Raw genomic sequence first — 14048 nt, 5'->3', positions numbered from 1 at the left:
GCTTCGACGTGATCACCACGCGGTGGGAGCCGTCAGACCTTTCCGATGCCGAGCGTGGTCTCGCGCGGCAGCATCCCCGAGCCCAGGACCTCGAGCCAGACGGGCCCGAGGAGTTCGGCGAGTCTCGCGGTGTCCTTGTCGCCGAGGGTCCGCCAGGGAGCGGCGGCCAGTTCGTCCGTGCGGCGCTCGACCTCGGCGCGCAGGGCACGGCCTTCGTCGGTCGCGGACCCGTCGGCGTTCAGCAGTCCCCGTACGAGGAGCCGTTCGCGGGCGACCGCCCACTCGTGCTCGGTCCAGCCGCGGCTCGCGAAGACCTGGGCCGGCGCCGCACCGATCGCGGCGAACGACACCAGCGCCTCCACCGGGTCGAGGTCCGCGGTCAGGAGCGCGGCGAGATGGCCGTCGCCGCGGTGCTCGCGCAGGATCGTCGCGGCCTGCCACAGCACGAGGTGCGGTTCCTGCGGCCACGGCAGCTCGGCGTTGGCGGCGGCGAGCGGGCGGCCCTCGGTGCCCGCGGCCTCCGCCGCCCGGCGGGCGAGTGCCGCGGCCTCGGCGGCCTCGGGGCTGTCCGTCCACGCGCCGAAGAGGGCGCGGTAGGCCCGGTCGACGCCGCGCGTCCGTGCGTCGATCACCTTGGCCGGCGCGGCGACGTCCCAGGCGGCGGGGATGTGCTCGGCGACCGTCCGCGGGCTGAAGCTGTAGAAGGCGGAGGCGACCCGACGGGGTCCGGGAGCCCCGAGCGGCGCCGCCCGCAGGGCGAAGTAACTCGGCCAGCGCTCGCCCGTGCCGTAGCCGAGCGCCTCGACCTCCTCGAAGACCTGGGGCGCGAAATAGACGACGGCATGCAGGGGCTCCAGGAGGTGCCACATCTGCCTTACCCGCCCGTTGTCGTTGCTCAAGACAGCTCCCCTACGCTCGGCCCGGACGTCTTCCGGGAGACCAGACTGCCTTCGACACCTCATCTAGTCAATGACTAGATGGAGCTAGGCTGCTCCCATGCCCACCGAACCCGAACGCTCGTACCACCACGGAGACCTGCGGCGAGCGGTGCTCACCGCGGCCCTCGACGTCATCGCCGCCGAAGGGCCGGCAGCTCTGTCCCTGCGCGACCTGGCCCGCCGTGCGGGGGTCTCCCATGCCGCGCCCGCACACCACTTCAAGGACCGCGCGGGGCTTCTCACCGCCATCGCCACCGAGGGTCACGGCCTCCTGGCCGCCGCCCTCGGCCAGGCGGAGGACCTGCGTGACCTGGGTGTCCGGTACGTGAACTTCGCCGCCGCACATCCGGCACACTTCCAGATCATGTTCCGGCCGGAGCTCCTGCACCCGGACGACCCCGGACTCCTCGCCGCGCGTGAACGGACACGGACCCTGCTCCGGACGGCCGTGGAGGGCCGCGACGACGATCCGGTCGTCGCCTTCACGGCAGCCTGGTCGATGGCCCACGGCTTCGCGACGCTGCTGCTCTCCCACAACCTCGACGGCCTGCTGAACGGGCGGAATCCCGAGGACGCCTTCCGGTCGCTGACGGGTGTGATGTTCGGGCCGGTCCGGTCAACGCCCGCATGAGCGGCTGAGGATCGCCGAGGATCAACCAGACCCGTCGCGGGCTGCGGGATGCGGGGTGCTCCGGTCCAGCTCGGCCGCCTGTTGCCGGAGGGCCCGTGCCAGCGTGGTGACCTGGGGAAGGCTGAGACGGACGAGGGTGGCGAGGCCGATGTGCCGGGTCGGGGCGGGCGGCCCGATCGGGACGGTGCGCACTCCCGCCACCCGCGGGGTCAGCGCGATGGAGGGAATCAGTGAGATTCCCAGGCCCGCGGCGACCAGCGAGCCGGCGAAGAAGTAGTCGGTCGTCGTGCTGCGCACCTCGGGGTCGAAACCGGCGCGTTCGGCGTAACGGCGCAGGTAGGCCTCGGTCTTGAGGCAGCCGAGCACCCAGGGCTCGTCGGCCAGCTCGGCGATGTCGAGCGACTCCCGTCCGGCCAGGGGGTGCGCGTCGGGCAGGACGACGTGCAGGGGGTCTTCGAGGAGCGGCGTCCACCCCAGGCCGAGCCGGCCGGGCAGCGGGCCGTCGAAGTGGTAGGCGAGTGCGAGATCCACGGCGCCTTGGCGGACCAACGGCAGGCTGTCTTCGGGCTCGGCCTCTCTGACGTGGACGACGGTGTCGGGGTGGGCGGTGGCCAGGTGGGCGAGTGCGCCGGGCAGGAGGAGTCTGCCGCCGCTGGTGAAGGTGGCGATGGTGATCCGGGTGCGGCCGCTGCCGAGTCGTTCCACTTGGCGCTGGGCGTGTACGAGCTCCGCGGCCACCGACTCGGCGGCCCCGACCATGATCCGACCGGCCGGGGTCAGGGTGACGCCGCGGGTACTGCGCGCCACGACCTGAGCACCGAGGCTGCGCTCGAGCGCGGCGACGTGCTGGGAAACGGCCGAGGGGGTGAGGCGGAGAGCTGCTGCCGCCCGGTTGAAGCTGCCGTGTTCGGCCACAGTCCGCAGGACGCGGAGCCGCTGCACGTCGATCACCAGAAATCCTTAATACGTAACCAGTAAGTGAGCACTTCTGCTGTCGACCGTAGGTGTTCAGGATGGCGGCATGAAGAGGATTTGCGTGATCGGCGGAAGCCGCTACTTCGGCAGGGTCCTGGTGCAACGCCTGCAGGCGGCGGGACATCGGGTCACCGTGATCAACCGCGGCTCCGTCCCGCCGCCGCACGGGGCCGAGCACCTTGTGGCCGACCGTGACGACGAGGCCGCCCTGACCGGCGCGCTGGAGTCTCGCAGCTTCGACGCCGTCGTGGACCAGGTCTGCTACACACCGGTTCAGGCCGCGATCGCCGCCCGAGTCTTCGGCGGCCGCACCCGGCGCTACGTCATGACCTCCACCATCGAGGTCTACGATCCGGCAACCGCCGCACTGCCCGTGGTCCCGCCCGGAACACCGGTGCCCGAGGAGACGGTCGATCCGGCCACCTGGCCGGTCCGGACGGATCTGCCCTGGCACGACGCGGCCTACCTTCGGGAAAACTACGCCGAAGGCAAGCGCCAGGCCGAGGCCGTGCTGGCTCGGCACAGCGGGTTCGCCTTCGCCGCCGTACGCAGTGCCCACGTCCTCGGTGGCGGCGCGGCGGAGTTCACCGGCCGGCTCGCGCACTACGCCGAGCGCATCAGCCGCGGCACACCGATCACCGTGCACGACGAGGCGTTGCCCACGGTCTTCATCCACTACGAGGAGCTGGCGGAGCTACTGCGGTGGGCGGCGACGCTCACCGATGCCACCGGCCCGGTCAACGCCTGCTCCGACGGCCCGCTCGACGTCTACCGCCTCGGTGCCGTCGTCGCCGCGCGGGCCGGCCAGGAGGCGCGGTACCGCGGCGTCGCCGGGGGCGAGCCGGCCTCGCCGTTCTCGTTCGACCGCCACTACGCCATGAGCAACGCCCGCGCGAAGGAACTGGGCTTCTCCTTCTCCCGCACCACCGACTGGCTCCCCGACGCCGTAGCCGAAGCCCTGGCCACCGCCGGGGCCCCCACCTCCTGAGGAACGGACCCGTCCATGCAGAGCCGTACCATCGGCGACACCGTCGTGAGCGCCGTCGGCCTGGGCGCCATGCCCCTGTCCATCGAGAACCGACCGGACGAACGGCGGGCCGTCGCCACCGTCCACGCCGCCCTGGACGCCGGTGTCACGCTCATCGACACCGCCGACAGCTACCACTGGCACGCCGGCGAATCCGGCCACAACGAGCTGCTCGTCTCCCGGGCCCTGGCTCGCTACGGCGGGGACACCTCCCGCCTGCTCGTCGCCACGAAGGGCGGCCGCGGCCGCCCCGGCGACGGCAGCTGGACCGTCGACGCCACCCCTGAACACCTCAAACGCGCCGCGGAGGCGTCCCTGAAGCGTCTGGGCGTGGAGTCCATCGGCCTCTACCAACTGCACAAGCCGGACCCGGCCGTGCCCTGGGCGGACTCCGTGGGCGCGCTGCGGGACCTGATCGACGCCGGCACCATCCGCGCCGCCGGGATCTCCAACGTCACCGTCGGCCAGATCCGGGAAGCGCACGCGATCCTCGGCCACGGCCTTGTCTCCGTGCAGAACCAGTACTCGCCGGCCGTCCGCGACAGCGAGCCCGAGCTGCGGCTGAGCACCCGGTTGGGGCTGGCCTTCCTGCCCTGGAGCCCGCTGGGCGGCATCTCACGGAGCTCCCTCGACGGCACCCGCGGCCCGGCCGCCGGCGGCACGGCCTTCCACCGCGTCGCGGCCGCGCACGGCGTCAGTCCGCAGCAGGTCGCCCTGGCGTGGCTGCTGACCCGCTCCCCGTCGGTGATCCCGGTGCCGGGCGCCAGCCGTCCGGCGTCGATCCTGGACTCCGTCGGGGCGACCGGGTTCCAGCTGAGCGAGGCGGAGCGAAGCCTCCTGGACGGGCCTCTGTCCGGCTGAACCAGTGATCCGGCGCCGGTACGGACCGGTCTCCGCCGGTGTGCCACCGGCCGGGTCCGGCCTACGGCCCGTCAGCCCGCGAGCGCTTCCGTGGACGCGTTGCAGCGGATCGTGACTCTCCAAGCCTCTGCCCGACGACGGCCCACGACTCTCCCCGACTCGAATCGGTCCCGGAAAACCCGTGAATCCCCACAGAGTTCATCGCTCGGTGGCACGCCGGCGCCCCACGGTGCGGACCACACGCACCACGGTGCGCAAGAGGCCCCGTGTCCCGGGGGACGGCGTGAAGATCCGGCCGTCTTCCCTGACCGCATCCACACAAGATGAACCCGGCGGCGCCGGGCAGCGGCGGCCAACGGCTCGTTCGTGGCGGCCCGTTCACCCCCGTGCTTTGATCGGTGCGCGGCACGCCGGTGACCTGTTCCGGACCTCCCACTCCGGGCTTCGGGTGCGCGTGCCCGACCGCTCCCCCGTCACGTGAAAGGAACAGACCTGCCATGAGCACTGTCCCCCAGGTCGAAACGGCCGAGATCTCCGACGCGGACCTGGACCAGATGTCCGGCGGCATCGGCCTCACCGCGAGCGCGGCCCTCATCGCGGGCGACGGCGCCCTCGGTGCCGGCCTCCACGCGGAGTCCGGCCCGTTCTCCCTCACCACCGGCCTCGGCGCCTCGGTACCCTTCGGCGGCTCGGCGACCCACGCCCACACGACGAGCGTCTGACCAAGGCCCCGCACCACCCCCGGCCCCGGACCAACGTGTCCGGGGCCCACCGGGGCCCGTCCGGCGGACTGTTGGCGGCGATGGCGAGCGCACCTACGAAGAACTGGCCGGAGTCCTCGTCGCGGCAACGGCCGGGCTGCTCTTCGTGGCCTCGAAGGTCAAACCCGAGGACTGACCGCGCGGGGGTGGTTACTCCGTCACCCCGACGTGGGACACGGCCCCGTCGGAGTCCGGCAGGTGCCCCGCGACCACCCGCTCGCGCCCGGTGACCGGAGCTGTGGCGGCCCGGCGTCGGTCCACCGTCCACGCCGTGCCCGCGACCGCGACGCCGAGGACGGCCAGGGCCGCGCCCGCCGTCGCCGGGGAGGTGACCCCGAAACCGGCGGCCAGGGCGAGGCCGCCGATCCAGGCGCCGCCGGCGTTGGCGAGGTTGAAGGCGGCCTGGTTGGCGGAGGAGGCCAGGGAAGGGGCTGCCGCGGCCTTCTCCATGACCATCAGCTGGAGGGGCGAGCCGGTGACGAAGGCGGCCATGCCGAGCAGGGCCACCGACACCGCGGCCGTGACCGGCGTGCGCATCAGCAGCGGGAACAACGCCAGCACGACGACCAGGGAGGCGAGGCCCCCGAAGAGGGTGCCGCGCAGGGAGTGGTCGGCGAGGCGTCCGCCCAGCAGGTTGCCCGCGGTGGCACCGACGCCGAACAGGGCGAGGAGCAGCGTCACGCTGGTCTCGGCGAAGCCGGCGGCGTCGGTGAGCATCGGCGTGATGTAGCTGTACGCGGCGAAGAGCGCGCCGAAGCCCGCGACCGTCGTGCCGAGGGCCAGCCAGACGGGCAGGGAGCGCAGGGCGGCCAACTCGCCGCGCAGGCCGGTCGTGGGGCCGGGGGCGTGGTCGCGCGGGACCAGGACGGCCAGCGGCGCTATCGCCGCGACGCCGATCGCGCTCACGCCGAGGAAGGTGGCCCGCCAGCCGAGCTGCTGGCCCACGGCGGTGGCGGCGGGGACACCGACGATGTTGGCGACGGTGAGGCCCAGGAACATCAGGGAGACGGAGCGGGCCTTGCGTTCCGGCGCAACCATGCCGGTGGCGACGACCGCGCCGACGCCGAAGAAGGCGCCGTGCGGCAGGCCGCTGACGAAGCGGGCGGCCAGGAGGGAGATCTCGCCGGGGGCGACGGCCGACAGGGCGTTGCCGAGGACGAAGAGCGCCATCAGGGCGATCAGGACCGTGCGGCGGGACATCCGGGTCGTCGCCGCCGCGAGCAGCGGGGCGCCGATGACGACGCCGAGCGCGTAGGCGGAGACGAGGTGGCCGGCGGTGGGGATGGAGATGCCCAGGTCGTCCGCGACGTCGGGCAGCAGGCCCATCATCACGAACTCGGTGGTACCGATGCCGAAGGCGCCCACGGCAAGGGCGAGCAGGGCCAGGGGCATGAGGAGGTCTCGCCTTTCGAGAGCGGGGGCGTACGGGAGGGGGACGGTTGTATGTTCCCGTACGGAACAAAGACTCTCAGGGCGAGTATTCCGCCGACGAATCCTAGGAAGCCGTTGTGTCGACCTTCACACGCGCGGCGATCGGGAGGTGGTCGCTGCCGGTCGCCGGGAGGGTCCAGCTCGACGTGGGATCGACGCCGGTGACCAGGATCTGGTCGATGCGGGCCATCGGGAAGGACGCCGGCCAGCTGAAGCCGAAGCCGTCGCCCACGGCGCCCTGCGGGGAGCGCAGCTGGGAGGTGATCGCGGTGAGCGAGCGGTCGTTCATGGTGCCGTTGAGGTCGCCGAGCAGGATCTTGCGGGGCAGCTTCTCGTCGGCGATGGCCTCGCCGAGGGCGTCGGCGCTCTTGTCCCGCTGCCGGGCGGTGAACCCGGCCTCCAGCTTCACCCGTACGGAGGGCAGGTGGGCGACGTACACGGCGATCGGTCCGGACGGGGTGGCGACGGTGGCGCGCATCGCGCGCTTCCAGCCCAGTTCGATGTCGACGGCCTTCACGCCGCTGACCGGGTACTTGCTCCACAGCCCGACGGTGCCGACCACCGCGTGGTGCGGGTACTTCGCCTCCAGCGCCTTCTCGTACGTCGGTACGGCGGACGCCTTGAGTTCCTCCAGGGCCAGTACGTCCGCGCCGGCGGCGGCGACGGTCCGGGCGGTGCCCGCGGGGTCGGCGTTGTCGGCGTTGACGTTGTGCGTGGCCACCGTGAGGTCGCCGCCGGAGCCGGTCTTGTCGAAGAGCAGGCCGCCGAAGAGGTTGAGCCACACGCTCACCGGCAGCACCAGCGCGATCAGCGCGGTCGCCGACCTGCGCACCAGGGCGATCGCCAGCAGGACGGGGACCAGCAGACCGAACCACGGCAGGAAGGTCTCGGTGAGGCTGCCGAGGTTGCCGATGGCGTTCGGGATGTGCGAGTGGGCCGCCATGACGCCGGACAGGAGGATCGCGACGGCGGCGGTGACCAGGCCCCGGCGCCAGATCCGCCGGTCGCCGCGCCAGCCGCTGACCGCCCGGCCGAGCAGGCGCCGAATCCGGTTCTCCCGGCGCTCGGGCTCCGAGCCGCCGCTGTCCGTCTCCGTCATGTACGCCTGCTGCGCCATACCGTCGCCTCACTGCCTGCCGTGCACACCGTCGCCCCCTGTGACTCAGCACCATAGGGGATGACCGGTTCCGATCCCGCCGTCCCTGGACGGCCGTACGGGCACGAGGACGTGCGGGCCTCCCGGGGGAGTTCCGCCCGGCCCCGGGACGTGCGGCTCTGTGACAGAACGGGCACATTTCACCCCATGAGCCACCCCGTGGCACGTGATGGCCCGCGATGACGCGTGACGAGAGCCCCACTAGCCGTCGCCCCGCCACAAGTGCCACCATGGAAGGGATCCGGGGACGCCGTCAGGGCGCCTCGAGATGACATGAAGGAGCCGTTGCCATGACGCAGCTTCCGGCTGCCCAGACGCCGCAGCGCACCCCCGCCGACGGGAGCAGGGCGTTGTACGGGGGCAGGATCAACCGCCGTATCACCGTCCGGGACATCACCGCCGCCAAGGAGCGCGGCGAGAAGTGGCCCATGCTCACCGCGTACGACGCGATGACCGCGTCCGTCTTCGACGAGTCCGGCATCCCGGTGATGCTCGTCGGCGACTCCGCGGGCAACTGCCACCTCGGCTACGAGACCACCGTGCCCGTCACGCTGGACGAGATGACGATGCTCTCGGCCGCGGTCGTCCGGGGCACCGGCCGCGCCCTGATCGTGGGCGACCTGCCCTTCGGCTCCTACCAGGAGGGACCGGTGCAGGCGCTGCGCTCGGCGACCCGGCTGGTCAAGGAGGCCGGGGTCGGCGCGGTCAAGCTGGAGGGCGGCGAGCGCTCGCACCGGCAGATCGAGCTGCTGGTGGAGTCCGGCATCCCGGTGATGGCGCACATCGGCCTCACCCCGCAGTCCGTCAACTCCATGGGCTACCGGGTGCAGGGCCGCGGCGAGGAGGCGGCCCAGCAGCTGCTGCGCGACGCCAAGGCGGTGCAGGACGCGGGCGCCTTCGCGGTCGTCCTGGAGCTGGTGCCGGCCGAGCTGGCCGCCGAGGTGACCCGCACGCTGCACATCCCGACGGTCGGGATCGGCGCGGGCCCGGACACGGACGCCCAGGTGCTGGTGTGGACCGACATGCTCGGGCTGACCGGCGGCCGGATGCCGAAGTTCGTCAAGCAGTACGCCGACCTGCGCAAGGTCATGGGCGACGCGGCGAAGGCGTACGCCGAGGACGTCGTCGGCGGCACGTTCCCCGCGGACGAGCACGCGGTCCACTAGCAGACCATCGCGGTACGACCCCCGGCCCCGCCGATCTTCCCCCGTCGGCGGGGCCGGGTGGTCTTCCGGGCCGGATGTCGGTGAGATGTCGGCGCCGCGGGTCGTGCTGTCGGTGGGATGTCGGTGGTTTGTCGATGCCCCCTGCCATCGTCTGGGGCATGAAGCGAATCGACGACACCCCTCCGGCCGCGGACAGCGCGGTCACCGTACGGGGGCTGGTCAAGCACTACGGCGAGACCAAGGCGCTGGACGGCGTCGACCTGGACGTGCGCGAGGGCACCGTGATGGGCGTGCTCGGGCCGAACGGCGCGGGCAAGACCACCCTCGTGCGCATCCTGTCCACCCTCATCACCCCCGACTCCGGCCAGGCGCACGTCGCCGGCTACGACGTCGTACGGCAGCCGCGGCAGCTGCGCCGCGTCATAGGGCTGACCGGGCAGTACGCCTCCGTGGACGAGAAGCTCCCCGGCTGGGAGAACCTCTACATGATCGGCCGGCTGCTCGACCTGTCCCGCCGGGACGCGCGCACCCGCGCCGACGAACTCCTTGAGCGGTTCTCGCTCACCGAGGCCGGCAAGCGGCCCGCGTCCACGTACTCCGGCGGCATGCGGCGCCGGCTCGACCTGGCCGCCTCCATGATCGGGCACCCGGCCGTGCTGTACCTGGACGAGCCCACCACCGGCCTCGACCCGCGCACCCGCAACGAGGTGTGGGACGAGGTCAAGCGCATGGTCGGCGACGGCGTCACCGTGCTGCTCACCACGCAGTACATGGAGGAGGCCGAGCAGCTCGCCTCCGAGCTGACCGTGGTGGACCGCGGCAAGGTCATCGCGAACGGCGGCATCGAGGAGCTGAAGGCCAAGGTCGGCGGCCGCACCCTGCGGGTCCGCCCGGCCGATCCGCTCCAACTGCGCCCGCTCGCCGCCTACCTGGACGAACTCGGCATCACCGGGCTCGCCAGCACCACGGTGGACACCGAGCGCGGCGCCGTCCTGGTGCCGATCCTCAGCGACGAGCAGCTGACGGCCGTCGTCGGCGCGGTCACCGCGCGCGGCATCACCGTCTCCGCCGTCACCACCGAACTGCCCAGCCTGGACGAGGTCTTCCTGTCCCTCACCGGCCACCGCGCCAGTGCCCCGCAGGACCCCGCTCCCGCCACCGACGACGCCCGCGAGGAGGTCGCCGTATGAGCGCCCACCCGTCTTCCACCACCACCCCGCCCGAGGCGCTTCGCGCCGCCCCTTCGATCACCACCACCGCACCCGCACCCGCCGTGACTCCCGCTCCCGACGCCCGGATCTCGCCGCGCGCGCATCTGCGGCACACCGGGGCGCTGGTCCGCCGCAATCTGCTGTGGATCCGGCAGGACCCGGAGTCGATGTTCGACGCGCTGCTGATGCCGATCGTCTTCACCCTGCTGTTCGTGTACGTCTTCGGCGGGTCGATCGGCCAGGCGCTGGGCGGCGGGCAGGACGGCTATGTGCAGTACGTGATCCCCGGCATGATCGCGATGATGAGCATGACGCTCTCCCAGGGCGTCGGCACCGGCTTCAGCCAGGACTTCAACTCCGGTGTCATGGACCGCTTCCGGTCGCTGCCGATCGGGCGCGGGTCGGTGCTCTTCGCGAAGATCGCCGTCGAGATGGTCCGGATGCTGTTCGCCACCACGGTGCTGATGATCGTCGCCGTCCTGGTCGGCTTCGACATCGACCACTGGGCCGGGCTGTTCGCGGCGGTGGGTCTGTCCGCGGTGTTCGCCTCGTCGATCATGTGGGTGTTCCTGACCCTGGGCGTCGTACTGAAGAACGCGCAGTCCGTGCAGGCGATGGGCTTCATGGTGCTGTTCCCGCTGCAGTTCGGCTCCTCGATCTTCGCGCCGACGCAGTCGATGCCGGGCTGGCTGCAGTCCTTCACCGACTACAACCCGCTGTCCACGCTCGCCGACGCGGCGCGCGGGCTGATGGTGGGCGGCCCGGTCGCGCACGACCTGTGGATCACGCTCGGCTGGTCGGTGGCGATCACGGCGGTGATGGCGCCGGTCGCCATCCACAAGTTCCGTACGAAGACCTGAGCGTGGCGCGGGCGCCGTACGCGTCAGACGAGGGCGGCGGCCTCCTTCACGGAGAGCCGGCCGCCCTCGGCGTAGGCGGCGTCGTACGCCTCGTCGTCGAGCGCCTCGCGGATCCGCTCCACGGCCCGCTCGCGCGCGTCCCGCTCCATGCCGGACGCCACGTGGCCCGGCGGCAGCACGGCGTCCGCGGCGCCGAGGCACCGGGCGCCGTCGGCGGCCTGGCGCCCGCCGTCCAGGCGGGCCATCGCCATCGCGGCGATGGTCAGGTAGGCGGAGCGCATGTGCGGGGCGATGGCCGTGGAGAGCGGGTCCTCGGCCCGCTCCAGCGACTTGCGGACCTTGGTCAGGCACTCCTCGTGCCGGCCCTCCAGGGTGTCGATCCAGGCCTCCGCGGCGAGGATGAAGGCGTCGAAGACCACGAAGTGCGCGATGGAGAACTCCTCGCGCAGCAGCCGCAGTTGCTCGCCGGCCTGGGCGGTCCGCCCGGTCATGCCGAGCCGTCCGGCGAGGAACAGCCGGGCCGCGGGCATCGCCCCGTTGTGGCCCGTCCCGCGAGTGCGTTCGATGACGTCGCGCAGGATGCGCTCGCCCTCCTCGGACTCGCCCGCCTCAAGGAGCACGCTGCCGAGGCGGGCGTCGAGGATGTCCACCTGGGCGTGCGCGCCGAGCCGTTCGGCGTGCTCCGCGGCGGCCCGGTAGTCGACGGCGGCGAGCCGGTACTCGCCGACGCGTTCCCGCGCCTCGGCACGTCCGGAGAGGGCCTCGGCCATGCCCCAGGCGTCGCCGAGACGGCGGTAGATCTCCAGCGACTCGTCGGCGTCACGGAGCGCGTCGCCCGCCCAGTCGGTGCGGTTGGCGAGCATCTGGGCGCGCATCTGCAGGCCGCCGGCCAGCTCCCACTCGTAGCCCGGGGTCGCGCGGCAGGTGCGCAGGGTGGCGTCCATGATCTCGCGCAGCCGCGCCATGTCGCCGACGAGCATCACGGCGTAGAACCAGAGCAGGCCGGGACTGGAACAGGTCTGCGGCATGCCCGGCTCGTAGGTGTCGGCGATGGCGCGCAGCTTGGCCTGGGCGCCCGGCTGCTGCCAGGCGTCCAGCTCCGTGTCCATGCAGGCCAGATGGGCCAGGTGCACCCCGCGCCGGGCCTCGGCGAGGACCTCCCCGGTCATCGGGGGCGGGGCGGAGGTGCACCGCTCCCAGACCGGCTGAGCGGGGGTGACCGGTTCGGTGAAGGGGTCCGGGCCGAGCGCCATCACCTCGACGAACCAGTTCCGGGCCTCGACCCGCAGGTCGCGCATCTGCCAGTACCAGACCAGCGACAGGGTCAGGCTCAGCGCCTCCTGTTCGTCGCGCTCGGCGACGGCGTGGCGCAGGGCGGTGCGCAGGTTCTCGTACTCGCGCTCCAGCCGCTCGACGGCGGCGAGTTGCTGTGGGCCGCGGAGCAACGGGTCGGTGGTTCGGGCGAGTTCGCGGTAGTACGTCAGGTGGGCGCGGGCGGTGGTGGCGCGGGCGCCGGACTCGTCGAGGCGCTCGCCGGCGTATTCGGCGACGGTCTCCAGGAGGCGGTAGCGCATGCCGTCGCCGTTGCTCCGGTCGGTCACGGGCGCGGCCACGACGAGGGACTTGTCGACGAGGGAGCCGAGGGCGTCCAGCGCGGCGGGCCCGCACACGGCCTCGGCGGCGGCGAGGTCGCAGCCGCCCGCGAAGACGGACAGCCGCCCCAGGACGTCGCGTTCGTCCGCGTCGAGCAGGTCCCAGGACCAGTCGACGACCGCGCGCAGCGTCTGCTGGCGGGGCAGGACGGTGCGGCTGCCGGAGGTGAGCAGGCGGAAGCGGTCGTCGAGGCGGTCGGCGATCTGGCGCGGGGTGAGCATGCGGAGCCGGGCGGCGGCCAGTTCGATCGCCAGCGGCAGTCCGTCGAGGCGGCGGCAGATCTCGGCGCAGGCGGCGGCGGTCGCCTCGTCGGCGTCGACGCGGAAGCCGGGGCGGGCGGCGGCGCCCCGGTCGGCGAGCAGCCGCAGCGCGGCGGGCTCGGGCAGCGGCTCCACGGGACGCAGCGACTCCCCCGGTACGCCGAGGGGTTCGCGGCTGGTGGCGAGGACGGTGAGGTGGGGGCAGCGGGCGAGGATCTCCTCGGTGAGCCGGGCGGCGGCGTCGACGACGTGCTCGCAGTTGTCGAGGACGATCAGCATGCGGCGCCGGCCGCAGTGCTCGACGAGCCGCTCGACGGCGGTGTCCTGCCCCTCGGAGGCGGTGACGGCCCGCATCTCCTCGGCGCCGGCGCGGTAGAGCACGGTCTCGCGGGCGCCGACGGCGGTCAGGACGGCCTCCGGTACGTCGGCGGGGTCGTCGACGGGCGCCAGTTCGGCCAGCCACACTCCGTCCCGGGCCGTGTCCCCCACCCCCTCGGCGACCTCCTGCGACAGCCGCGTCTTGCCGGCCCCGCCGGGCCCGAGGAGGGTGACGAGCCGGGCGCTCACCAGGTCGGTGCGCAGCGCCTCCACGTCGCCGTCCCGGCCGACGAAGGAGGTGAGCCGGGCGCGCAGGTTGCCCCGGGGACGGAGCCCCTCGGCGACGGGGGCGGCACCCGGCGACGCGGCGGCTTCGGGCGGCGTCGCGGACACGGGCGCCGGACCGTCGGTCGGCCACGCTCCGGTGGGGGGCTCCGGGGCGGCGGGGGACGCGGGCGCCGGGGGAAGAGCGCGCGCCGTGCCGTGGCCGGGCGCGGCGGGGGACCCCAGTGCCGTCCCGGAGGAGGGCCGCCCCCCTGAGGCCCGGCCCGTACCTGAAGCAGCACCCGTGCCATGGCCCGGCACGGCCGGCGACCCCGGCGCCGTCCCGGAGACGGGCCACCCCCCTGAAGCCGGGCCCGTACCCGAGGCAGGACCCGTGCCGTGGACGGGCGTGTCGTGGGGACCGGGTGCCGTCCCGGCTGAGGGCCGCCCCCCTGAGGCCCGGCCCGTACCTGAAGCAGCACCCGTGCCATGGCCCGGCACGGCCGGCGACCCCGGCGCCGTCCCGGAGACGGGCC

Annotated in this window: 12 protein-coding genes; 7 read left to right on the top strand and 5 right to left on the bottom strand. The window is 73.1% G+C overall.

Annotated elements, in window-relative coordinates; genetic code table 11:
- Positions 1-32: 32 nt before the first annotated feature.
- Positions 33-869: a hypothetical protein gene (locus ACIQFU_RS18475; protein ID WP_402552806.1), complete on the bottom strand. Its 837-nt coding sequence runs from the start codon at positions 867-869 to the stop codon at positions 33-35.
- A gap of 127 nt (positions 870-996) precedes the next feature.
- On the opposite strand from ACIQFU_RS18475, the gene ACIQFU_RS18470 reads away from it, so the two are divergent.
- Positions 997-1569, top strand: a complete 573-nt coding sequence (locus ACIQFU_RS18470) for a TetR/AcrR family transcriptional regulator (RefSeq protein WP_402552696.1) — start codon at positions 997-999, stop codon at positions 1567-1569.
- A gap of 21 nt (positions 1570-1590) precedes the next feature.
- On the opposite strand, the gene ACIQFU_RS18465 is transcribed toward ACIQFU_RS18470, so the two are convergent.
- Entirely contained in the window at positions 1591-2520 is a 930-nt protein-coding gene (locus ACIQFU_RS18465) for a LysR family transcriptional regulator (RefSeq protein ID WP_402552694.1), read from the bottom strand.
- Positions 2521-2590: 70 nt separating this feature from the next.
- Between ACIQFU_RS18465 and ACIQFU_RS18460 the strand changes: the two genes are divergently transcribed.
- The 3 genes from ACIQFU_RS18460 to ACIQFU_RS18450 all read left to right on the top strand — a co-directional run bounded on the left by ACIQFU_RS18460 (position 2591) and on the right by ACIQFU_RS18450 (position 5154).
- The gene (locus ACIQFU_RS18460) at positions 2591-3532 is read left to right on the top strand and encodes an NAD-dependent epimerase/dehydratase family protein (RefSeq protein WP_402552693.1); all 942 of its coding nucleotides are present in this window, start codon (positions 2591-2593) and stop codon (positions 3530-3532) included.
- Between the two features lie 15 nt (positions 3533-3547).
- Complete coding sequence (locus ACIQFU_RS18455; RefSeq protein WP_402552691.1) at positions 3548-4432, top strand: aldo/keto reductase; 885 nt, start codon at positions 3548-3550, stop codon at positions 4430-4432.
- 497 nt (positions 4433-4929) lie between these two features.
- Positions 4930-5154, top strand: a complete 225-nt coding sequence (locus ACIQFU_RS18450; RefSeq protein WP_402552690.1) for a hypothetical protein — start codon at positions 4930-4932, stop codon at positions 5152-5154.
- 189 nt (positions 5155-5343) lie between these two features.
- Here ACIQFU_RS18450 and ACIQFU_RS18445 read toward each other — a convergent pair whose 3' ends face one another.
- Positions 5344-6585, bottom strand: a complete 1242-nt coding sequence (locus ACIQFU_RS18445) for an MFS transporter (RefSeq protein WP_402552688.1) — start codon at positions 6583-6585, stop codon at positions 5344-5346.
- 103 nt (positions 6586-6688) lie between these two features.
- Entirely contained in the window at positions 6689-7741 is a 1053-nt protein-coding gene (locus tag ACIQFU_RS18440; protein WP_402552686.1) for an endonuclease/exonuclease/phosphatase family protein, read from the bottom strand.
- A gap of 329 nt (positions 7742-8070) precedes the next feature.
- Between ACIQFU_RS18440 and panB the strand changes: the two genes are divergently transcribed.
- From panB to ACIQFU_RS18425, 3 genes are all read left to right on the top strand, one after another.
- Entirely contained in the window at positions 8071-8946 is an 876-nt protein-coding gene (gene panB, locus ACIQFU_RS18435; protein ID WP_402552683.1) for a 3-methyl-2-oxobutanoate hydroxymethyltransferase, read from the top strand.
- 158 nt (positions 8947-9104) lie between these two features.
- Positions 9105-10136 (top strand): ATP-binding cassette domain-containing protein, encoded by a 1032-nt coding sequence (locus ACIQFU_RS18430; RefSeq protein WP_402552682.1) that lies wholly within the window; start codon positions 9105-9107, stop codon positions 10134-10136.
- Complete coding sequence (locus ACIQFU_RS18425) at positions 10133-11017, top strand: ABC transporter permease (protein WP_402552680.1); 885 nt, start codon at positions 10133-10135, stop codon at positions 11015-11017. The genes ACIQFU_RS18430 and ACIQFU_RS18425 overlap by 4 nt, the downstream gene beginning before the upstream one ends.
- A gap of 23 nt (positions 11018-11040) precedes the next feature.
- Here the strand turns inward: ACIQFU_RS18425 and ACIQFU_RS18420 are convergent, their stop codons facing one another.
- Positions 11041-13521: an ATP-binding protein gene (locus tag ACIQFU_RS18420; RefSeq protein ID WP_402552804.1), complete on the bottom strand. Its 2481-nt coding sequence runs from the start codon at positions 13519-13521 to the stop codon at positions 11041-11043.
- Positions 13522-14048 lie beyond the last annotated feature (527 nt).

The sequence above is a fragment of the Streptomyces sp. NPDC093065 genome (assembly GCF_044754585.1).
Lineage (GTDB): Bacteria > Actinomycetota > Actinomycetes > Streptomycetales > Streptomycetaceae > Streptomyces.
This window is presented reverse-complemented; position numbering and strand designations above follow the sequence as displayed.